We start from the raw sequence: 22,918 nt of genomic DNA on the forward strand, positions 1-22,918 counted from the left end.
GTTTGCGGCGCTCTGCGCCGATTAGTTCATCGGCGGAAGTGAGGAAGGAGGCGATTTTCTGCTGTTCGGGGAGGGTTGGGAGTAAAATATTTAAATTTTTCATTTCTCTTATAGGCAAGCTTTGTATAATGGAGCCTTTAATTTTTAAAGAATACATATTTTTTATATACGGAGATTGTAAAGAATAAAATAAAAAATCAGATTTTAAAATTTCTTTATTGGGCTTTATTGCATATATACTTTCATTTATATTCCAATTATTAGGCTGTTCTTTTATTATATATATTTTTCCTATAGTGCCTGTTCCTGAAAATAATATGTCTCCTACTTCTAAATTAGAACGATTATTGCATAGCATTAAAGCGTTATTATTTATTTTATCTGTATTCTCGTTAAATATTATAGAATTATTTTGTATTTCTTTAGCAGTAATATAATAATTCTTGGCATCTTCCGTATTAAGTTTGAAAAAATTACGAGGATTTAAACCTGTATTAAATGATGTAATAAGTTCTTCCAATTTTTTTTCTTCCCATTCGCCTGCTGTTTGGAATTCGGGGAATCTGAGTTTCGGGATTAGTTTTTTATTATTTTCATAAATCATATATTTTATAAAGCTTTATATTTTTTTTAATTATTATTTTTTATATTTACTTCAATTGCAGAACCGTTATCTTTTTTAGCATAAGTATAAATAAGCATAAAAGCGCCTATTATAACCATAAAAATAGAATACAGAGCACCTGCCGTAACAGATCCGAGCGTCCATTCTGTAACATCTCTTATAAATTGCTCTATTAAAGTTCTGAAAAGTCCGTAAAGCATAATCCAAACCCAAAGCCTTGTGCCCCGTCTTATTTTCTTATTTTTTTCGCTTAAACAGCCTATTAAATAAGACACTAAAGCAAGAACTAATCCTTCAAGCAGGGCTTCATATATCTGAGAAGGATATCTGGGCTCAGTATAAGGTCTTATGGCAGGATACATCAATGCCCATTTTTCATAACCGCCCGCTGCATCATATAAAGGAAATTTCATTGAAAAAACGGAATCTGTAATTCTTCCGTAAAGCTCGGCATTCATAAAATTCCCTATTCTTCCGAAAAATAAGCATATACTTGCAGGCAATGTTAAATTATCCGCTAATATATAAAAATCATATTTATATTTTTTACTGAATATAAAAAGAGAGGTAAACATTCCTATAAATCCGCCATGAAATGACATTCCTGCAAAACCGTAAAATGAAAAACCATTGTCAAGATTAATTCCCAATATTTCCCAAGGAGTTAAAAAGCTTTTAGGAGAATAAAAAATAAAATAGCCTATTCTGGCACCCGCTATAGCTCCGACAGCTGCATAAAATACCAAGTCATACATTCCGCCGTTTTTTTCATTCGTATTAAATTTTATCCACCCTCTTTTTTGAATAAAGTAAATAATAATGCATGAAGATATAATACCCGCTATATACATAAGTCCGTACCATCTTACGGCTCCCAATATAGGTATGCTTGGCGGAAAAACAAACGGAGTAAAGATTTCAGGATACATCATAATTTAATTTCCTTAAAATATACTATTATTTTCTATTAGGTATAAAATAATACATTGAAATCATTAATCTATCAAGTTTAATAATATTAAAAAATTTTCTATGCGTATTAAATGCATATTTAAGAAATCTATGCATTTTCAAAAATTGTTTATGAATGATGCCGATTTTAAGTAAATTTATTTAATTTTATTATAAATTTGCATAAAATTTTCATTAAAAAATCTAAATTCATTGCAAATTTTTATCTTTATTCTATAATAAAGCCTTATGTATAAAATTATTATGTTTGAAAAAGTAAAAAACTTTTATAAATCTAAGAAGATTTTATTTTTTATAATTGTATGCGCTTGGCTTTTATTAACAATACTGATAGGTATATTAATAGGGTTAAACTCTAAGCCTAATGTAATACATTTAACGCCTGAAGAAGAAAACTCCAAATCTGTAAATATAATGAAAGAAGATGAAGAAAAAATATTAAAAGGAGAAATGCTTTCCACTAAAGAAAATCTGAGTCTTGAAGATTTAGAATACTCAAGGAATTTTACAGAAAGCCGAAAAAAATAATAATAACTTTTAGGAGATGAATTATGCGTGTACTGCTATGTTCAAGTATGTTAATTATGCTTTATGCTTTTAGTGCGGCATCTGCTCAGGAAACTATCACAGTTCAGCCTGATAATCAAGTTGTTACCAATGCCGCATCTGCCCGTATTAAAGGCGGACCTATTGAAAGCGACTTGATAAAAACTGCAGATTTATCTGAAAATACGCTTTTTTCAATAAAATTAAATGCAGCAAACTTTGACAGATATATCCGTATAACAAGCTATTCAACCAACTTAGATTTTATAAGATTTACCAGAGATAAAACTAATGCATTTCTTACTTTCAGAACTTTAACTGCAGGAATAGGAAAGCTTAATTTTCAAGTTGATAATGAAGAAAGCATTATAAGGAAATATTTATATACCATAAATGTTACTAATAATATGAATATGGATTCTGCGGAAACTAATACCGTATTAGACCCGGAAAACGAAACTAATAATATTATGATGACTAATGATAAAGATTCAAATAATACTGAAGCTAATCAAACAGTTAATACAAACAATACTCAAAGTTCCGTAATTAAAAAAAATACTCAGTCAAAAACACAGATTCAGTCAGATCCTAATGCATTGGCATTATTTAAATCTGCTGAGGAATTAAAAAATATAAAAGATTATAATAATGCTCTAAAAGCATACAGCAATATTATAAATGAATATCCGAATTCAAAATATTCAATATACAGTCATTTCAGAATAGGAGATATTTATAATCAGAAAAAAGATTACGGCAATGCTTTTAATATCTATAATGAAATTCCGAAATTAAAGGATGCAGGCATCAATGAAAAAGCAGCCGCCGTTTATTCTATGGGAGTAATAAAAAAATCTGAGAATAAACATGAAGAAGCTATTGAATACTTTAACGATGTAATTAATAAATATCCTCAAAGCTCTGCATACGGAAATGCAGCCTATGAACTTGCAGACAGCTTAAAGCAAATAGGTAAAATATCCAATGGGCTTTCTATATTAGAAAAATCTTTAGAAAAAAAAGAACAATTCTCTAAAAGAGGAGATTCTATACTATTATTAGCTGAAATATACGAAAAAGGCGATAACAATACAAGAAACTTTGAAAAAGCATATAAAACCTATAATCAATATTTAACCGAATACCCTGCATCTTCAAAAGCAAAATATGCCAATGACAGAAAAAATTTCTTATCGCGCAATGCGGTGCATATACAATAATTAATAAAGAATTATTAACCTTTGGAAATATTTTCCAAAGGTTTTTTTATTAAAAATACCAAAATATCATTATTAAATAAAATTCTAATAGTATTTATATTTTTATCGATAATAAAAACGATACATTACACTTGGAGCAATAAAGTGCCGAGATACGAGCAGCTTAAAGTTAAATCTAAATGCAGATCATATACAAGACAAATTAAAAATGAAAGCAAAGAAATAAATCTAAAAAAAACCTTAATAATTTCAGCAGCTTTTATAATAACTGCAGCCTTAATATTTACGGCAGTTAAAAAATATTCTCCTATGGTGGATATAGCAGTAAAAGATTTCTTCTCATTTAATCACAGAGAAGCATTAGTTTTAGAAAGCGGCGGTATGACGGAAGATCAAAATAAAATGAGCTTTTTAAATAATATACCTCTGTTTAATTTCTTTATTAAAACAGATACTAATAAAACTTTATCGGTTATGACTTATGAAACTAATTCAAAAATAGAAGCCTCTTTAGAAAATAATAACTTCACTAACTCAAGTATAATAACAAGAGAATCTTTGCTTCCTTTTTTTAACAGCAGCGGTAAAAACAACTCTATTATTTATGACAGCGATTATATAGATTATGAAGATAAACATCATTCTATACTTTTTTCAAATGAAAGTAATCCGCTTAACTCCAATATAAACAGAATATATGAAGATAATATTTCAAATACGGAAACAAAAGAAAATATAAATAAAGCTGAAGAAAATCGGGAATATAACTATTTAGAGCGCATTATATCAGAAAATAGAAAAAATAATAATACTGATAATATATCAAAAGAAAGCAGTAATCAGACTGCAAAAAGCATATTTAATGATATACTTAAGCCTAAAGAAAATCCTAAAAAAGAAATCACAACTATGAAGCCCGCCGCATCGTCTGTATCTTTCAATGGAGGCTATGTTAATAATACAAAAGAAAATAATACGGACACAAATAAAAAATATAATTTTGATATTGATGAATATTTAAAAAATAATAATGTTAAAGAAAACAATAATAAAATAAATAATAGTAAAAATACAGAGGCTGAAAATTATATAAATAATACTGCAAAAGATATAATGCAGAGCTCTGTTTATACTATTACAAATTATTCTTATGATGTAAATGCCGATTACAATAGGGTTATAAATGACATGGTAAATCCTAATAATATAAAAAAGGATAATAATATAAATATTAATAAAGAAGAAAATAAAATACCAAGAGAACAGTCATATATAAAAGAAAATATCATACAAAATAATGAATATAAAAAAGAAATTATTAAAAAAGCTCAGAACGATATTAAAAATTACAATATAAAAAAAGCAAATAATAATATTACCAGAGAACTTAAAGAAAGAAATCTTAAAGAAAATATTAATGAAGGCATATATTTGGTTGAATACAGCGAATCAACGGGATCTATTACATTAATATTCAGAGAAAGAAAATTTAATAATAAATCTTCCATTGAAGAGGCTATAAAAAAATTGCTGGAAGGCGCTACCGATTATGAAAACAATAGAAATATAATAAGCTGCATACCTAAAGATACAAAACTGCTTGATATATTTATTGAAAATAACACAGTATATTTAAATTTTAATGATAATTTTGAATTTAATCCTCTTGGAAATGATGGGACTATGGTGCAGATTTATCAATTTGTATATACGGCTACGCAGTTTGAGGGAATAGATAATGTTATATTTCTTATTAACGGCAGACTTAATGAAACTATAGGAGCGGAAGGCGCTATTGAAAATATGCCGTTTAGAAGATTTCAATAAATTAATTTCATAAAAATATTATCAGCATATTAAAATTATATATTTGAATTAAAGAGAAGCCTGTATTTAATTATTTCTAAATGCAGGCTTCTTTATTATTATGCTGTATTAATATAATCGAAAAAAAATATTTAAAATATAATTTTTATTTAACATAAGCATAAAAAAATCTTCTTATTTCCAATGTATCGACAGCTACATTTTTAAGCTTAGGATTTTGCATAGAAGGCGAAGTATAATGATAAATAGGTATAAAAGCCATATCATCTCCTATAAGCATATCCTCAGCCTTATGCATATTATTCATTCTTATTTTATTATTCATAGTATTTTTAGCTTCTGATATAAGCTTATCATAATCTGCATTATTATAACCCACCCTATTGCCCGCACTCATACTTGTAAAGAGGTCTGCAAAAGTCATAGGATCCAAATAATCGCCTATCCAATCTGCACGGCAAACAACATACTGTTTAGTCTGCCTGTTTTTCTGAAATACAGCCCATTCTTCCTGAATAATAGTCATATCTATATTGAGATGTTCTTTCCACATCTGCTGAACCGCTTCAGCTATGGTTACGCCTGCACCCGGATTAGTTTTAAACTCAAGAACTGGAAAATTATTGCTGTAGCCTGCCTCATACAAAAGTTTTTTAGCTTTTTCAATATTTGAATTATAATCTTCTTTTTTTATGCTGTAATATCCTCCTCCGTTTTCTCTGAAATCGCCTTTAATGTCTTTAAGACCGTAAGGTATAAATGCGGCGGCTGGTATTTCGCCTCCTTTTGTAATATTTTCTACTATATAGTTTCTGTCTACAGCAAGAGATAAAGCCTGTCTTACTCTTTTATCTTTTAAAACTTCATTGGTGTTATTTAAAGCATAATAAGCAGTTCCAAGAGAAGGAGTTACAACTAAATATCCCTCTTCTTTTAAAAGATCAATATTTGCTGTCGGGATTCTGTATGAATATAATATAGAACCTTCTTTAATGGCATTATAGGCAGTTGAGGCATCAGAAAACATTATAAAATCTATTTTTTCAGCCGAAATAGAATCTTTATTCCAATAATTAGTATTTAATTCCAAAGATATTATTTCATCTTGTTTTCTATCTGTCATTTTATAAGGTCCGTTGCCTATATAAGTATCAGGAGATAAAGTCCAAGTATCGCTTATAAGATCCTCTCTAAGAGGAGAAAATATAGGTATAGCGGCTAATTCTAAAAAATAAGCAGTAGGAGTCTCAAATCTGATAATTAAAGTTTTATCATCTGAAGCTTCAATGCCAAGCTCCTCTTTAGGAAGTTCTCCTTTTAATATTTTATCAGCATTTTTTATAGGGCTGATTAAAAAACTATATGAAGATGCTGTTTTAGGATCGGCAAGCCTTCTAAATGAATATACAAATTCATCGGATATTAAATCTTTTCCGTCAGACCATTTAGCATTATCTCTCAAATGAAATGTTATAGTAAGACCGTCATCGGATATATCCCAGCTTTCGGCAGCTCCGCCCGTTAAATTATTATTCTTATCTTTTGTTGTAAGTCCTTCAAATATATGAACAGCATAAATCATACTGTCTATTGCAGACAAAAAAGAAGGATCTATACTTTGAGGCTCGGCTCCTATGCTTACCCTTATACTGTCATTATTAGTTTTATTGCTGCCGCATGACAATAATAAAATAATAACGGATAATAAATAAAATATTTTTTTCATAATGCTAGTCCAATTTTTTAATATTATGTTAATATATTATTTATATCCTAATATGAATATTTGTCAATAAATAACTTTGCTGAAATTAAATATTTTTGATAAACTTAATATAATTTTTATATATATTATGTATATTAAAGACATCTTTATATAAGGATATATATACAAATGGCAGACATTATAAACATCATAGAAGACAGTATAATATATTTTGAAAGGGAAGAAAATCCAGATAATAATGAAAAACTGTATTTATTTGCATAAATATATAATAATATTAACGGAAGGCATATTCTCCCGTTAATATTATAATTATTACTTATTATTCAATATAACAGTAATTAAATTTATGTTTTCCTAAAGCATTATATACAACACCCTTCAATTTAGGATTAACCATTAAAGTAAATGCAGTATGATATAGAGGAACAAAAGGCATATCATCTATTAATATTTTTTCGGCATTTATCATATAATTCATTCTTAAAGAAGCATCGGCTGTTTTTCTTGCATTATTCACCAAAACATTATAACTAGGATTGGAATATAAACCATAATTAAAAGGATTTCCTGCAAGCATTATTTCAAGCATAGTCATAGGATCTCTGTAATCAGCATTCCAATTCATAGCCCCGATATCAAAATTTCTCTCAAGCAAATACTGCAAAACCATAGGATATTCATCAATTTTTAATGTTGCATCAATATTTAAATTAGATTTCCACATCTGCTGTATAGCCTCGCATACTGTAATATGAAGTCCTGGAGAAACTCTTATCTCCAATATAGGAAAACCTTCTCCGTTTGCATACCCCGCTTCAGACATTAAAGCATTGGCTTTTTCTATATTTAAAGAATAATTATCAGTATCTATTAATATACCCGCATCAGCTCTGTATGAATTGTTAATACCGTCTATTGTAGGAGGTATGAAACCCTGAGCAGGCATCTGTCCTCCCATAGTTATATTTGATACTATATAATTTCTATCAACGGCAAGAGATAAAGCATGTCTTACCCTTTTATCTTTTAAAGCATCATTTGTAATATTAAGAGATAAATAGAAAGTACCTGCAGCATCTCTGAAAACAATATAATTTTCAGACTTTAATTTTCCTATTTCATTTGAAGGCGGCTCCAATGCTGAAAAATGTATAGTTCCTCCCCTTATTCCTGCAATGGCAGTATTAGGATCCGCCATAGATATAAAAGTTAATTTTTTAGCAATTGTCTCTTCAGCATTATAGTAATTGTCTCTAGCCTCAAAAATTATATACTGATCCATCACTCTTTCCGTCATTTTATAAGGACCATTGCATATATAAGTTTCGGGAGATAAAGTCCAGTCATCTCCATACTGTTCTATAATATCTTTTCTTATAGGAGAAAAAACATTTACTGCCGTCATAAACTCCAGAAAATAAGCAGCTGGATCAACCAATTGAACTTCAAAAGTATAATCATCTAAAGCCTTTACCGCAATTTCATTATAATCCATCTGTCCTGCATTAATCTCTTTGACATTTTTAATAAGCTCAAGCAAAGATGCATATTCTGCCGCCACATCAGGATTAATAACCCTTTTCCAACCATATTCAAAATCATAAGCGGTTACAGGTTTTCCGTCAGACCATAATGCATTTGTTCTAAGATGAAAAGTATAAACTCTTCCGTCTTCGGATATATCCCAGCTTTCAGCCATACCTCCTGTAACTTTACCGTCAGAACCTATTTTAGTTAAACTCTCAAAGGCATGAAAAAGTATAGCGGAAACAAAATTCAGATTATTTAAACTAGGATCTATCGTTCTGGGCTCTGCTCCCATATTAATTACTATAGAATCATTTTTATTTCCTCTTATGCCCGAACATGATAATAAAAATATAGAATTGATAATAAAAAATATAACGGCTATTTTTTTCATAATATACTCCTACTTTCTATTAATATATGCATAATTAAATTTATGTCTTCCTAAAGGGTTTAATACCACTCCATTTAATTTAGGATTTTTTATAAAAGAATCTGCTCTGTAATAAAGAGGAATTATAGGCATATTATCCATAAGTATATTTTCAGCCTCAGCCATAGCGGACATTCTAACTGCATTATCGGCAGATCTTTTTGCAATTAATAAATTATTATCATACTCTTTACTTGCAAAACCTGTATGATTTATACCGCCGTAGCTTATCATAACATCAAGCATTGTCATAGGATCATTATAATCTCCAGTCCACCCCATTCTAGCCATCTGATAATCTTTTTCTATTAAAAACTGAAGCGTAATAGGAAACTCTTCCTGTACCAAATATACGCTTACATTTAAATTTTCTTTCCACATCTGCTGTATAGCCTCGCCTACAAGTACATAAATACCCGGAGAAACTTTTAATTCTATTACAGGATAATTATTTCCATTGGGATAACCTGCATCAGCCATTAATTTTTTTGCCTTCTGCACATTAGCTTCATAATTATCAACATCTATATATTCTTTATTCTCATTTCTGAATGTGGTTCTTAACCCCCTAACCTCAGTCGGAACAAAAGCACCCGCAGGAACTTGTCCGCCTTTGGTAACATTTTTCACTATATAATTTCTGTCAATTGCAAGCGATAAAGCCTGTCTTACTCTTTTATCTTCAAATGCCTTATTTGTAATATTTAATTCTATATAATAAGTACCTATGGCATTATTAGCGGCTATATAACCGTCATTTTTTAATGTTTCTATTTCGGCAGAAGGAGGTTCTAATGCAGAAAAGTGTATATTTCCTCCTCTTATACCAGCAATAGCAGTATTAGGATCGCTCATAAGCACAAAATTTATTTCATCAGCTATCTGCTCATCTTTTGCATAATAGTTTGTATTTATATCAAATACTATTTTTTCATCTATTATCCTTTCTTTCATCTTATAAGGACCATTGCATATATAGGTTTCAGGAGAGAGAGTCCAACTGTCGCCGTACTGCTCTATAATATCCTTTCTTACGGGTACAAAAACACCTGTGGAAGCAATAAACTCTAAAAAATATGCAGTAGGATTAACTAATTCCACTTGAAAAGTATAATCATCAATAGATTTTGCCGACAAATTAGTATAACTTATGATGCCTGCATTTATCTCCTCAGCATTCTTAACTATTTCCATCATATACGAATACTCAGCGGCTGTATTAGGATCAACAGCTCTCTTCCAAGAATATTCAAAGTCATCTGCCGTTACAGGCTTTCCATCAGACCATAATGCATTTGTTCTTAGATGAAAAGTATAAACTTTTCCGTCTTCGGATATATCCCAGCTTTCAGCCATACCAGACTGCACATTATTATTTGAATCTATTTTTGTAAGTCCTTCAAAAGCATGAAGTATATAAGAAGACACAACATTAATTGAATTTAATGTAGGATCCATTGTCTTAGGTTCAGGTCCTAAATTAACAGTTATCAAAGAATTATTTTTTGATGAAGTTTCAGAACATGATGCAGTAATTAAAACTATAACAGATAAGATAATTAATATTCTTTTCATAAAAAATCCTAATATATAATTTTTTATTCATATTATACTATAAGCTTTATAATGTCAATAAAAAAATTCTTTATATAGTAATATATTTATTATTGACAAAAATCTAAAACATAATATACTGTATTTACTGATTATTTTTACGGAATGATTAAAAAACAATCTATGATTAATAAAAATATATTAATTATATTATTTTCTATTTTTATAATATCATGTTCAGATAAAGCAAACAATAATACAAATAATAATTTAAAAGACAATCAAACTAATGAAGAAGAAACAAAAGAATTAAAAACTGATTCAAAATTATATAAAAATAAAGGTATAAAATGGATATCTCATCATTACTATATGAAAGACAATGAAGGAAATTTTTTTTCCGTATATTTAAATGATAGATGGATAGACCCCAATAATATGGATTATGATGAATTAATGCCATATTATGAAATACCAAAGGCTGTTATTTATTATAAAAATTTATATGATATAAATCAATTTTATGGATATAACAGCATTCTTGATATAGAAAATAATAAAATATATGCGGAAGCTGAAAACGGAGACAGCATAGAAAGCACATATTCAAATATTATTTCATTTAATATGACTTCAAAATCATTAAATAGTTCGTCTAAAAAAATAAATATAAACTCATCATTAAAAGCGGTATCTTACAACTATATATATACAAATGTTTCAGATACAAATGGCTACGGAAGCGCCTCAACATTTTCATATAAGGATTCAATATTTCTGCTTGTGCCAGATAATACCAATAAATTAAAAGTATATGATAAAATTTCTTCAGATATAAATAAAGATTTTAAGTTAAATAGCATAAAAAGGAATGATAATTTAGAATTAAAAGAAAATGCTTTGAAACTATTTAATAATGCTGTTAAATATCCTTTTGAAGAGTGGATAACAGATCCTTCATTCGGCTATGAATCAAGCAAATCAATAAGAGTAATTTACTTTAATGATAAAAGCGTATCAATAAAAACTTCTTCAGCCCTTTATTTGAGAGGAGCTCATGGAATTTATAATAATTATAATTCAGTATATTCTCTTGATACAGGAGAAAAAATAGAAATTACTAATTTTATAAAAGATTTTTATGATGCTATGCTATTTAATGCTGTGAAAGATAAACTTCTATCTATAGAAGGCAGAAGCGAAGAAGACTATTTGATGCCTTTAAGCGAAATAACTTTAAAAGATACAAGCTTCTATATAGATGAAGGCAGAGTTCACTTTATATGGTCTATATATGCAATAACTCCTTATGTTCTAGGCGAGACTGAAATAATTTTCAATTTTGAAGAGATTAAGCCTTTTATAAATGAAAAATATTTATATTTATTAGAATGATTTTTTTAATACATTTATTATTATTTATTTAATCATTCATATTTTTAATAAATTAAAATTATATGTCTGTAAAATTTTATATTCAAATATTTGAATTTACAAGTTTTTTTAAAACAATCTTAATTTATAAAATTATAAGCATACTAATTAAAAATTAAGGCATATATTTCCGATATCTATAATAAGAAAAATAAAATACATATAGTAGAAGTATAATATGGCTATAATAGAATTCAATATACCGACAAAAATAACATTAGGAGTAGACTCTCTTGACTGCTTGGCGGACACAATAAAAAAATACGGAGGAAGAACAGTATTAGTTACAGACGGTTCTTCATTCAATCAGACAGGATTAATAGATCAAATAGTAAATAAGCTTCAGGATAAGTTTATAAATGTAATGGTTTATTCCGATGTAAACTCTACAAGCACAAGCGATGCAGCCGATATAATTGCCAACTTGGTAAGATACAGCAAGGCAGAATCTATAGTTGCAGTAGGAGGATTTAAAATACAGAATACAGCTAAAGGATCTGCCGTTGTGGTAACCAACAGCGGAGAGGCTTCAGATTATATCAACGGTCAGCCAGTTTATCATAAACCTCTTCCGATCATAGCCGTACCTACAATATTAGGCTCATTATCTGAAATAGCTACAGGTATGTGCCTTTATGATAAATATGATGAAATAAATAAAGAAAATAATGAGGCAAATGTATATACTTCCAACTGTATTATAGACCCTGCTTTATATGCAACCGTTCCTGTAAAATATACTATAAGCAGTGCATTATCCGTATTTGCATTATCATTTGATATATATATGAGCAATACGCTTACAAGCATAACGGAGCCTTTAATAGTGCATGCTATGAAAATAAGCATGCAAGGACTGAAAAAACTTATTTCTGACAGCAATAATATAGATAATATAACAACTTTAGCCACAGCTAATATGCTTTGCGCAGCTTCCGCATGCCATAGCAGTTTAGGAGCCATAAGAGCTTTATCTATTGCAATAAACAGCGTATATGCCGTTAATAAATCTATGGTATGCACTATACTTCTTCCTCATATAATGGAATATTATATTACAGTTGTGCCTGATAAGTATGTAGTTCTTACAAATGTTATAGACGGATTAGACCCTGAAATGACTCCGTTTGAAATTGCAAATCAATCTGCGCAATATATAAAGCAATTTCTGCATAATATAAATCTGCCTACAAGATTAAATGAAATAAATATAGACAGAAGTAAATTTGATAAGGTTGCAGATTTAACTTTAAAATATAAGGGTATGGATAAGCTTCCAAGAGCTATGAATTTTGATTCTATAATGACTATACTTGAACAGGCATATTAATCTTCGCTTTTAGGAGCGTATTTATAAGGTTTTTTATGCAAAGCATCTATAAGTTTTTTATTAGGCTTATAATTATCTATAGAAGGCAAAGTTTTATATTCTAAAGTACGGCAGTTATAACTCTCCGCATATTTATTGTATGCCAAGCAAAGCAGATGTTCCAAATTAATAGTATCAAGCAGATTATAATGTATAAGAGAATCTATTGCCGTTTCGTCTTTAGTGTCCTCATAATAATTCCAAAGTAAAACAGCGGTATATCCATTAACTCCGTCCATGTCATCGCCTCTGGAAATTCCGACATCCTGTTCTATTTTTTTTAATCCTCCAGTATAGCCAAGATCCTTAAGTAAAAAACGCAAATCTATCTGAGCACATTTTATAGTTGAGGCAAAATATCTCTCTAAAAACGGTATGTCAAAACAAGAGCCATTGAATGTAACAATGATAGAATAATTTTTTATATAATCTAAAAATTCATATTCATTTCTTCCATGCACAAATACTTTCATTTCTCTGCCGTCATAACAGCCTATAACAGTTACATGCGCTTTAGAAGGCTTTATTCCTGTGGTTTCTATATCCAGAAATACAGTTTTATCCATAAAAAGAGGATAAAGTCTGTATATTATAGGAATCGGAAATCTTTTTAAAAAGTAATTATAATTTTTATTTTTATAATTATAAATACTTCTAGGCAATTCATCTTTTAAAGATTCCCTTATACTTACGGGCATAGCATAATAATTTATGTTTTTTAATGTATCTTCCCAATCAGAGGCTCCCTCCTCCCATAACAAACTTTCTTTTTTAGGTCCGATGCCGTCTATATGCTGAAATGTTCTTTTTAGTAAATCCACATAATTACCCTTATTTCTATATTGCTATTTTCTTTTCCACTTTACTCCTTGCGGCGTATCCATTACCTCTATACCCATAGAAAGCAATTGATCTCTTATTTCATCTGCTTTTTTATAATTCTTTTCTTTTTTTGCTGAAGTTCTCTCTTCTATAAGCTTATTTATTTTATCATCATCTTCATTTATGCTTTCATTATCATTTATCTTAAAGCAGTTTATAATATTATTAACTCTGTCAATAAATTTTAATATCTTATCTCTTGCATCATTATTAATATAATCAAAAGAAGTGTTTATATTTTTTATAAGAGTAAACAGCACTCCAAGAGCCTCTGAAATATTTAAATCATTATAAATAGACTGCGAAAACTTTTCATGGCTTATTTCTAATTCCTTTAATATATTATCATTAATTTTATTTTCTTCATTTCTTTTTATATTATGCAATCTGAATATTAAATCATTAACTCTGTCAATTGCGCTTTGAGACTGTTTAATTCCGTCTATAGTAAAATTTAATTGTTTTCTGTAATGCGAGTTTATAAGAGAATATCTTATAGCTTCAGGAGAAAGCCCTTTATCAAGCAAATCTCTAAGAGTATAAAAGTTTCCTTTAGATTTTGACATCTTCTCGCCATTAACTATCAAATGTTCGCAATGAAGCCAATAATTTACAAACTTCTCATTAAATGCCGCCTCATTCTGCGCTATTTCATTTTCATGATGAGGAAATTTATTATCAATTCCGCCAGTATGAATATCAAAATGCTTTCCCAAATACTTAGAACTCATAGCCGAACATTCTATATGCCAGCCGGGTCTTCCCTTTCCAAACGGTGAATCCCAATAAACATCTCCGTCCTCTTTTGTATATGCCTTCCAAAGTACAAAATCGCTTGCATTTTCCTTATCATATTCATCATTAAGAACTCTTCCTGAAGCATTTTCTAATAATTCCTGCTTGTCAAGATTAGCCAATTCTCCGTACTTAGGAAAAGAACTTATTTTAAAATATATAGATCCGTCCGCCTCATAAGTATAACCGTTTTTTTTAAGAAGTTCTATAATATCTATCATTTCTTTTATATGATCCGTAGCAGAAGGATTTTCAGACGCTTTTTTTATACCCAAAGTTTTTATATCTTCAAAAAAAGCTTCTTTATATTTTTTTGTATATTCATTTAAAGATATATTACTTTCTTTAGAGTTTTTTATAGTTTTATCATCAACATCAGTTAAATTCATTATAAGCTTTACATTATACCCATAATCTTCTAATACTCTTTTAAGCAAATCGCTGAAAACATAAGCCCTGAAATTACCTATATGAGCATAATTATAAACTGTAGGTCCGCATGAATACATGCCTACTTCATCGGCATTAATAGGTTTGAATACTTCCTTTTCTCTGGTAAGCGAATTGTAAAATACTATATTTTTCATTTAAAAATTTCCCTTAAATATTATTAATATTTTACTTAAAAGACTTTATTTGTCAAGGCGGTATATTTATTTTTTAAAAGCGGTGGGCATAAAATAAAAAAGCCGTTCTTAAAACATTTTTAAGAGCGGCATAATATTTTCTAAATATAATAATAAAAAATTAAATTCTTTTGCCTTTTTTTATTACCACAGTAGCCTGTTTTTTATATTTAGATATTAGGCTTTTGAGATCTTTTTTCTCCTTCTCTTGCGGCTGTTCCATTATTTAATTCCTCCTTGAATACTGAATAATGTCTTTAGAAACTTCCCTCTCTCCATACTTTAAAATTGGGATAGTCTAATTTATGGGATTTATCTTCATACCATTTGCAAACGGCTGCAGACATATTAATAACATAAAAATTAAATTTAGTCTTCCAGCCTTCATTTTTAAACTCTGCAAATGACGGTATAAATTTATTATTGATGGAATTATATATATTATTCTGTGCAGATTCTGCAGGAATATTTTTATCCTTTATAGCTATTCTCAATATTAAATGTATAGACATACAGGAAAGCGTTGATGTAATTCTGCTGTATTCATTAAACATTTCCTCTTTTGTATAATTTGCAGCTAAAGTATCCATCCACATTTTTATTATATTGCCTAATGCCTCCAATTGTTCCGCCTCAGCATTTTCATTCATAATAATATCCGAATAAGCTTCTGCAAGCTGTATAAAAGTCATACTTGAACTTTCATCTGATATTGACATATATGCGTCTTTTTCTTCTATCTGCATAGATTTTACCATATCATTAATAAATGAAGAGTCATTTTTAGCATAAGCATTAATAAAAAATAATGAAGCAAATAATAAATTAATAAAAATCTTCCTCATAAAATATTTCCGTTATTATTTATATATTTTATTATCGTCATCAATTAATTTATCAATACACTTATTTTTAATATTATAAATCAGGTCAAAAATCAATTATAAATAAGGTTTAGCCAAAAATAAATAAGACTGAACCTTATTTATAATAGCAGAATATATTTTATATGAAACTGTATTTAATATAAATTTGTATAAAAAATTTGTAATTAATTCAAAATTTTATATACTATATAGAGTATATAAAATTATGGGATATTAAGTGAAGAAAATATTTACAGATATACCGCATCCTATAAAAGAAGTTGCCAGAATACTGCATGTAGAAGGCTTTCAATGTTTTTTGGTAGGCGGAGCGGTAAGAGATTCTATAATGGGGATAACTCCTAATGAATATGACATAACTACCGATGCCAAGCCCGAAGATGTGCAGAGGATATTTAAATATACAATTCCTACAGGCATAAAGCATGGCACGATACTTGTTATAATAGAAAATATGCATATTGAAATAACAACATTCAGAAGCGACGGTAATTACAGCGATGGAAGACACCCTGATAATGTTGAATATGCCTCAAATATAGAAGAAGATTTGCCTAGAAGAGATCTTACAATAAACGCTATGGCTTATAATGTATTAGACGGTACTTTAATAGATATGTTTGACGGTATGAAAGATATTAAAAGAAAAATAGTAAAGTCTGTAGGAAATCCTTATGAAAGATTCAGTGAAGACGGACTTAGAATAATGCGTGCTGTAAGATTTGCAACTAAATTAAATTTTGATATGGAAAAAGAAACATTTGAGGCTATAACTCACTCTACAGGAATGCTTGCATCAATTGCATCCGAAAGAATAAGAGAAGAATTTAACGGAATATTATTATCAAAAAATCCTTTCAGAGGTTTGGAACTATTAAGAAAAACTGGTATATTGGCTTTAATACTTCCCGAGCTTATGCAGGGATTTGGAGTAAATCAGAATAAATTTCATAAATATGATGTTTATTATCATATACTGCATACTGTTCAGGAAGTTGAGCCTTTGGAAACTGAAGAATTAACTTTATTGGTGAGGCTTTCAGCTTTATTTCATGATATAGCAAAACCTATGGTGCAGAAAAAAATATCAAAACAGGACGATCCTGTTTATTATAATCATGAGGTTGTCGGAGCTAATGTTGCTAAGAAAATAATGAAAAGATTAAAGTATTCAAACTCTGAAATAGATTTTGTAACATTATTGGTAAGACAGCATATGTTTTATTATCAAGATGAATGGACTGACGGTGCAGTAAGAAGATTTATGCGCGCTGTTGGAGTTGAAAATATAAAACCTCTCTTAAGATTAAGAGAAGCAGACAGACTTGGAAGCGGAAATAGAAAGGATAAGGAAAGCAAAGCCATACCTAAATTATTATTAAGAATAGATAAAATAATAGAAGAAGAAAATGCAATAACAGTTAAAGATTTGAAGATTGACGGAAATGATCTTATTGATGAATTCAATTTAAAACCTAGTCCTCTTATAGGAAAAATATTAAATTATTTACTTGATTTAATATTAGATGAACCTAATTTGAATAACAAAGAATTTTTATTAGAAAAAACAAGAATTTTTTTGGAAAGCAATAATATAAAAGACGGGGCTTAAAAATGTACTTGCTTGCAGATATTGGAAATACCAGAGTTAAATTAGCAATGTTTGAAGATAATAACAGCATGCCTATATATTATAAGGCTATAGAACACAGCAATGCTCTGGATTTAGTTGCCGCATTAAATGAAATAAAAAATAATCATAGCCATATAAAAAATGTATTGTACAGCAGCGTATCATTAAAGGTAAATGATTTATTTGAGGGAAGTACGGAAGACTGTTTTAATATAAAGCCTTACAGAGTTACTCATAATGATATAAATCTAAAAAATAATTTATATGAACCGAAAGATTCCGTAGGCATAGATAGAATTCTGTCAACTTACGCCTCTATTAAGCTTGAAGGATGCAACGATAAAGACAGATATGCATCCATAGTTATAGATATGGGAACAGCCACAACAGTAAGTGTTATGCTGTCAGATTTTACATTTTTAGGGGGAATGATAATAGCGGGTACAAAAACAAGCTGTCAGGCGCTTTCAAATATAACATCTCTGCCGTATTATGAAATAGGACCTATACATTCCATACCTAATCCTATAAACAATAATATAAAAGACGCTGTAGTTTCAGGAGCTATATATAATACTATAGGAACTGTTAATTATTCCGTTATAGAAACTAAAAAGTATATTAAAAATAAATATAATATAAAATCTAAAATATTTCTGACAGGCGGAATATCAAATTTAAGGCTTTTAAAATGCAAAGTTTATCCTTTTTTGGTATTGCAGGGAATTTATTTTAATACAATAGGCAATAAATAATATATTATTAAAGGTATTTATACAAAAAATATAATTCGGTAGTACATATATGCGCGGCATTTGACAAACAAAAAAAAACTTATATACTTTAAACCGTATATCTAAGAAAAAGAATGGAGGAATTTCTAATGACTACAGGTAAAATTACTATACAAAATGATACAGGGCTTCATGCCAGACCAGGCAATGAATTTGCAACATTTATAAAATCATTACAGAATTGCAAAGTAGAAATAGAAAATGAAGCAGGCAAAAGAGTTAATGCTTCATCTCTTTTGAAGGTCTTATCTTTAGGCGTAAAAAAAGATTCTGTGCTTACTGTTTACTGCGATGGAGAGAATGAAGAGGAAAACTTAAAGAAAATAGAAGAATTTATATCTAACTTAAAAGACTAATTCAATTTTATTTTTTTGGAATTATAATATGGAAAAAAGAATTACTGGAATTGGGGTTTCTCCCGGCATAGCTATAGGAAAAGTATATCTGCTTATAAAAAAGGATATTGTAATATCTAAATATCCATGCAAAGATACAGCAGAGGAACAAAAAAAATTATTAGATGCCAGAAATAAAACCAAAGAGCAGCTTCTAAAAATAAGGGAGACAACGGCAAAAAAAGTTTCAGAGGAAAAGGCGTCTATATTTGATGCTCATATAACTTTGCTTGAGGACGAAGATCTGCTTGAAGAAGTTAATAATATTATAGCAGATGATAAGGTTTGTGCAGAATATGCTTTATCTCAGGGTATAGAAGTATACACTAAAATTTTATCTGAAGTTGAAGATGAATATTTAAGAGAAAGAGCAGGAGATTTAACTGATATATCCGATAGATGGATAAGAAATATACAAGGCGAAGAAATAGCCGAAGTATCAAATTTACCTAAGAATTCTATTGTTGCAGCCAGAGATCTTACTCCTTCCGATACTGCAAATTTAGATTTAGATAATACTTTGGGCTTCATTACGGAAATAGGAGGCAGAACTTCCCATACATCTATTATGGCTAGGTCTTTAGAAATTCCTGCAGTTGTCGGTATAGGCAATATTTTAAAAGATTTGAAAAATGAAGAAACTATAATAGTTAATGGAAATACGGGATCTGTTATAATAAATCCAAGCGAAGAGACTATAAAATACTGCTTAAATCTTAAAGACGAATTCGATAAAAAAAGAACTTTATTAAAAGAATATGCTCATAAAGATGCAGTATCAAAAGACGGTACAAAAATAAGAGTATATGCTAATATAGGATCTCCTGCAGATTTAGGCGGAGCTTTAAAAAACGGTGCAGATGGTATAGGGCTTTACAGAACTGAATTTCTTTTTATGGAAAATACAGATTTTCCTACAGAAGAGGAACAATTCAAAGCATACAAAGAAGTGGCTGTTGCTATGAGCGGGCATACTGTTACAATAAGAACTATGGATATAGGAGGAGATAAATATCTTCCTTATTTAGAAATGCCTAAAGAAGAAAATCCTGCTTTAGGCTGGAGAGCTTTAAGAATATGTTTGGATAAAACATCTATTATTAAAACACAGTTCAGAGCATTGCTTAGGGCATCTGCTTTCGGAAAGATAAAAGTTATGCTTCCTATGATAGTTGCCATAGAAGAACTTCGTAAAGCTAAAGCCATATTCAATGAATGTAAATTAGAGCTTATAAAAGAAAATATACCTTTCAATGAAGCTTTGGAATTAGGAATAATGATAGAAACTCCTTCTGTTGTATTTAAAGCAGAAACCTTTGCAAGGGAGTCTGATTTCTTTTCCATAGGAACTAATGATTTAACACAGTATACTTTGGCTTCCGACAGAGGAAATGAAAAAATCGCTGCTATATGCGATCCTTATAACCCTTCTGTTCTTATTGCAATAAAGATGGCTATAGAAGGAGCTCATGCAAATGGTATCATTATATCTATGTGCGGAGAATTAGCAGGAGATTTACTCGCAGTACCTTTATTATTTGGTTTAGGTCTTGATGTATTTTCTATGTCTGCTATATCAATACCTGAAGTAAAAAAGATGATAATTTCTTTGGAAAAATCTGAATGCTGTATGCTTGCAAAGAGAGTTCTTTCTCTGGATACCGCTGAAGATGTTAAAGCCGAATTATTAAGATTTATAGAAGTGCATGAAAAAGGCGGAACTGTAAGTTATTAAAAATATTTTGAAAATAATAGGGAGTCTGAAATAGGCTCCTTATTTTATATTCTTTATTTCTTTTATAATTTTAATATATGTATTAAATATGAATTTTCTATATTATTTTTTCTCTCTTTATATTTTTTATTACTGCCAATGATAAACTTGCCTATAGTATTTAAAAATTATAAAGAATCCTCTTCTACTTCCGTTGCCTGAAGTCTGCTTTTTAATTTATCTATCATATTTCCTTCAACCGCTCTTTCAAACTGTATAGCAACATCTTTATTCTTTGTAAATCTTGGTATAGCTTTTGATATTAAATCGTTAATTCTTTTATCTGATTTAGTCATTTCATATATATGATCTGGCAATGCAACTATTAAAACAGCTCCTTTGCTCTCTATAGGATTTCCCTGAGACAGCAGAGAATATATTGTAGGGCTTTCATTATCTATAAAAGAAAGTATTTTATTATAGAATACCTGTCTTTTATCATTAGGACTCAAAGCCGTATCATATTTAATATTATTCTCATTTGATGAAAAAGTATTTTTGGAATTATCTATATGAACCTCATTATTATTTTCAGTAAGCTGAATATTTGAATAAATTATATCTAAAGGGCGTATTAAATTATCTATATTAAGAAGCAAAAGCATACGCATTTCAAATATAGTTCTAGGATTAGATGCATTTCTTATACGCTCTTCAACAAGCAGTATATAATCAAGTATTCTTTCTATCTCATCATCATTATAATTATCTGCAAAACTTTTTAAATCATCTCTCTCATTTTCAGTAATTTCTAAAAGCTTTATATCATCAATAGAGCTTTTTATCATAAGAATAATACGCATATATTCTATTATACTGTTTATAAAAGTTCTTGGATCAACAGCCTCTTCAAATAATTTTTTTACAAATTCAAAATAAGATTTTTTATTTCCAGACATCATTATATTAAAAAACTCTTTAACAAAAGAAAAATTATTCCCTCCCACAACAGCAATAACATCTGCTCCTGCTATATATTTTTTATCTATTGTGTAGGCTATCATTTTTTCTAATATTGTTTCACTGTCGCGCACTGATCCTCTTGCCTGCTTCGCTATTAAAAACAGAGCCTCATTATCATATTTAATATTTTCTTTATCAAGTATTCCTTTTAATATTCTTTCTAAATCTTCTATACCCAAAGATTTAAAAGTATACTGCTGACATCTGCTTCTTATAGTAGGAAGCACCCTGTCAGCCTCTGTAGTGGCAAGTATAAAAACTACATGAGAAGGCGGCTCCTCCAAAGTCTTAAGCAAAGCATTAAAAGCTTCATTTGTTATTTGATGAACCTCATCTATAATATAAACTTTATACTTTCCAGCGGCAGGAGATATGCGTACATTTTCTATAATAGTTCTTATATTCTCTATACCTCTGTTGCTTGCGCCGTCAATTTCTATAACATCAAGAGGAGTTCCGTTTTCTATCTGACTGCAGGAAGGACAAACTCCGCATGGCTTATCTGTAGGACCATTTATACAATTTAAAGCTTTAGCTATAATTCTTGCAAGCGAAGTCTTACCTACTCCATGAGCTCCCGAAAAAAGATATGCATGGGCTATTTTATTCTGAGCTATACTTTTAGATATTGTTTTAGTTATATGTTCCTGACCTATTACTTCTTCAAAAGTCTGAGGACGGTATTTTCTCGCTATTACTTTATAATTATCTGCCATTTTATATATTCCATTTAGTTTTTATTTTAATATTTTAACAGACATATTTTATTTGTCAATTTTAATTTTACTGATGAATGCATCTTCTTATATATTATATATAAAGCTTCAGACTTTGCTATTTGATTTGCAGTTATATCAAAAATAAGAGATTATTGAACTCAATACAATAATATAATTAAATAAAAAATCCGTAAGAGCAGCTCCTACGGAT

The 22,918-nt window shown here is 29.2% G+C and carries 18 protein-coding genes; 9 read left to right on the forward strand and 9 right to left on the reverse strand.

Annotated elements, in window-relative coordinates; translation table 11 throughout:
• On the reverse strand, positions 1-604 hold a 604-nt coding region (locus QZ306_RS08140; RefSeq protein ID WP_295162888.1), incomplete at its 3' end, for a restriction endonuclease subunit S.
• A 26-nt stretch (positions 605-630) separates the two neighbouring features.
• Complete coding sequence (gene lgt, locus QZ306_RS08145) at positions 631-1,557, reverse strand: prolipoprotein diacylglyceryl transferase (protein ID WP_295162890.1); 927 nt, start codon at positions 1,555-1,557, stop codon at positions 631-633.
• 283 nt (positions 1,558-1,840) lie between these two features.
• Between lgt and QZ306_RS08150 the strand changes: the two genes are divergently transcribed.
• From QZ306_RS08150 to QZ306_RS08160, 3 genes are all read left to right on the forward strand, one after another.
• Positions 1,841-2,125 carry a hypothetical protein gene (locus QZ306_RS08150; protein ID WP_363322651.1) on the forward strand — a complete coding sequence of 95 codons (285 nt, stop codon included), beginning with the start codon at positions 1,841-1,843 and terminating at the stop codon, positions 2,123-2,125.
• Between the two features lie 23 nt (positions 2,126-2,148).
• Complete coding sequence (locus QZ306_RS08155) at positions 2,149-3,366, forward strand: tetratricopeptide repeat protein (protein WP_295162893.1); 1,218 nt, start codon at positions 2,149-2,151, stop codon at positions 3,364-3,366.
• Between the two features lie 144 nt (positions 3,367-3,510).
• Positions 3,511-5,193, forward strand: a complete 1,683-nt coding sequence (locus tag QZ306_RS08160; protein WP_295162895.1) for a GerMN domain-containing protein — start codon at positions 3,511-3,513, stop codon at positions 5,191-5,193.
• 145 nt (positions 5,194-5,338) lie between these two features.
• On the opposite strand, the gene QZ306_RS08165 is transcribed toward QZ306_RS08160, so the two are convergent.
• From QZ306_RS08165 to QZ306_RS08175, 3 genes are all read right to left on the reverse strand, one after another.
• Positions 5,339-6,919 carry a peptide ABC transporter substrate-binding protein gene (locus QZ306_RS08165; protein ID WP_295162897.1) on the reverse strand — a complete coding sequence of 527 codons (1,581 nt, stop codon included), beginning with the start codon at positions 6,917-6,919 and terminating at the stop codon, positions 5,339-5,341.
• A gap of 322 nt (positions 6,920-7,241) precedes the next feature.
• Positions 7,242-8,843 (reverse strand): peptide ABC transporter substrate-binding protein, encoded by a 1,602-nt coding sequence (locus QZ306_RS08170; protein WP_295162898.1) that lies wholly within the window; start codon positions 8,841-8,843, stop codon positions 7,242-7,244.
• Between the two features lie 9 nt (positions 8,844-8,852).
• Positions 8,853-10,457 (reverse strand): peptide ABC transporter substrate-binding protein, encoded by a 1,605-nt coding sequence (locus QZ306_RS08175; protein ID WP_295162899.1) that lies wholly within the window; start codon positions 10,455-10,457, stop codon positions 8,853-8,855.
• 144 nt (positions 10,458-10,601) lie between these two features.
• On the opposite strand from QZ306_RS08175, the gene QZ306_RS08180 reads away from it, so the two are divergent.
• Together QZ306_RS08180 and QZ306_RS08185 are read left to right on the forward strand one after the other, a co-directional pair.
• Positions 10,602-11,831: a DUF3298 domain-containing protein gene (locus tag QZ306_RS08180; protein WP_295162901.1), complete on the forward strand. Its 1,230-nt coding sequence runs from the start codon at positions 10,602-10,604 to the stop codon at positions 11,829-11,831.
• Positions 11,832-12,048: 217 nt separating this feature from the next.
• Entirely contained in the window at positions 12,049-13,200 is a 1,152-nt protein-coding gene (locus QZ306_RS08185) for an iron-containing alcohol dehydrogenase (protein ID WP_295162903.1), read from the forward strand.
• Here the strand turns inward: QZ306_RS08185 and QZ306_RS08190 are convergent.
• The 3 genes from QZ306_RS08190 to QZ306_RS08200 all read right to left on the reverse strand — a co-directional run bounded on the left by QZ306_RS08190 (position 13,197) and on the right by QZ306_RS08200 (position 16,387).
• Positions 13,197-14,060, reverse strand: coding sequence for a ribonuclease H-like domain-containing protein (locus QZ306_RS08190; protein ID WP_295162905.1), 864 nt, complete (start codon positions 14,058-14,060; stop codon positions 13,197-13,199). The genes QZ306_RS08185 and QZ306_RS08190 overlap by 4 nt on opposite strands.
• A 24-nt stretch (positions 14,061-14,084) precedes the next feature.
• Positions 14,085-15,503: a cysteine--tRNA ligase gene (gene cysS, locus QZ306_RS08195; RefSeq protein ID WP_295162907.1), complete on the reverse strand. Its 1,419-nt coding sequence runs from the start codon at positions 15,501-15,503 to the stop codon at positions 14,085-14,087.
• 296 nt (positions 15,504-15,799) lie between these two features.
• Positions 15,800-16,387: a hypothetical protein gene (locus QZ306_RS08200; protein ID WP_295162909.1), complete on the reverse strand. Its 588-nt coding sequence runs from the start codon at positions 16,385-16,387 to the stop codon at positions 15,800-15,802.
• A gap of 259 nt (positions 16,388-16,646) precedes the next feature.
• On the opposite strand from QZ306_RS08200, the gene QZ306_RS08205 reads away from it, so the two are divergent.
• From QZ306_RS08205 to ptsP, 4 genes are all read left to right on the forward strand, one after another.
• Complete coding sequence (locus tag QZ306_RS08205; RefSeq protein ID WP_295162912.1) at positions 16,647-18,041, forward strand: HD domain-containing protein; 1,395 nt, start codon at positions 16,647-16,649, stop codon at positions 18,039-18,041.
• 2 nt (positions 18,042-18,043) lie between these two features.
• Positions 18,044-18,817: a type III pantothenate kinase gene (locus tag QZ306_RS08210; RefSeq protein WP_295162914.1), complete on the forward strand. Its 774-nt coding sequence runs from the start codon at positions 18,044-18,046 to the stop codon at positions 18,815-18,817.
• A gap of 128 nt (positions 18,818-18,945) precedes the next feature.
• The gene (locus QZ306_RS08215) at positions 18,946-19,212 is read left to right on the forward strand and encodes an HPr family phosphocarrier protein (protein WP_295162916.1); all 267 of its coding nucleotides are present in this window, start codon (positions 18,946-18,948) and stop codon (positions 19,210-19,212) included.
• A 28-nt stretch (positions 19,213-19,240) separates the two neighbouring features.
• Positions 19,241-20,986: a phosphoenolpyruvate--protein phosphotransferase gene (gene ptsP / locus QZ306_RS08220; protein WP_295162918.1), complete on the forward strand. Its 1,746-nt coding sequence runs from the start codon at positions 19,241-19,243 to the stop codon at positions 20,984-20,986.
• Positions 20,987-21,153: 167 nt separating this feature from the next.
• On the opposite strand, the gene dnaX is transcribed toward ptsP, so the two are convergent.
• On the reverse strand, positions 21,154-22,704 hold the full coding sequence (dnaX, locus tag QZ306_RS08225) for a DNA polymerase III subunit gamma/tau (RefSeq protein ID WP_295162920.1): 1,551 nt from the start codon (positions 22,702-22,704) through the stop codon (positions 21,154-21,156).
• Between the last annotated feature and the right edge of the window lie 214 nt (positions 22,705-22,918).

Origin of the sequence: uncultured Brachyspira sp. (assembly GCF_910588665.1) — a bacterium.
Taxonomy (GTDB): Bacteria; Spirochaetota; Brachyspiria; order Brachyspirales; family Brachyspiraceae; genus Brachyspira.

Bases quoted from the DNA above. Each gene is read 5' to 3' on its own strand.
- lgt (WP_295162890.1), bottom strand. From the start codon at position 1,557: ATGATGTATCCTGAAATCTTTACTCCGTTTGTTTTTCCGCCAAGCATA.
- QZ306_RS08150 (WP_363322651.1), top strand. From the start codon at position 1,841: ATGTTTGAAAAAGTAAAAAACTTTTATAAATCTAAGAAGATTTTATTT.
- QZ306_RS08155 (WP_295162893.1), top strand. From the start codon at position 2,149: ATGCGTGTACTGCTATGTTCAAGTATGTTAATTATGCTTTATGCTTTT.
- QZ306_RS08165 (WP_295162897.1), bottom strand. From the start codon at position 6,919: ATGAAAAAAATATTTTATTTATTATCCGTTATTATTTTATTATTGTCA.
- QZ306_RS08170 (WP_295162898.1), bottom strand. From the start codon at position 8,843: ATGAAAAAAATAGCCGTTATATTTTTTATTATCAATTCTATATTTTTA.
- QZ306_RS08175 (WP_295162899.1), bottom strand. From the start codon at position 10,457: ATGAAAAGAATATTAATTATCTTATCTGTTATAGTTTTAATTACTGCA.
- QZ306_RS08180 (WP_295162901.1), top strand. From the start codon at position 10,602: ATGATTAAAAAACAATCTATGATTAATAAAAATATATTAATTATATTA.
- QZ306_RS08185 (WP_295162903.1), top strand. From the start codon at position 12,049: ATGGCTATAATAGAATTCAATATACCGACAAAAATAACATTAGGAGTA.
- cysS (WP_295162907.1), bottom strand. From the start codon at position 15,503: ATGAAAAATATAGTATTTTACAATTCGCTTACCAGAGAAAAGGAAGTA.
- QZ306_RS08200 (WP_295162909.1), bottom strand. From the start codon at position 16,387: ATGAGGAAGATTTTTATTAATTTATTATTTGCTTCATTATTTTTTATT.
- QZ306_RS08210 (WP_295162914.1), top strand. From the start codon at position 18,044: ATGTACTTGCTTGCAGATATTGGAAATACCAGAGTTAAATTAGCAATG.
- QZ306_RS08215 (WP_295162916.1), top strand. From the start codon at position 18,946: ATGACTACAGGTAAAATTACTATACAAAATGATACAGGGCTTCATGCC.
- ptsP (WP_295162918.1), top strand. From the start codon at position 19,241: ATGGAAAAAAGAATTACTGGAATTGGGGTTTCTCCCGGCATAGCTATA.
- dnaX (WP_295162920.1), bottom strand. From the start codon at position 22,704: ATGGCAGATAATTATAAAGTAATAGCGAGAAAATACCGTCCTCAGACT.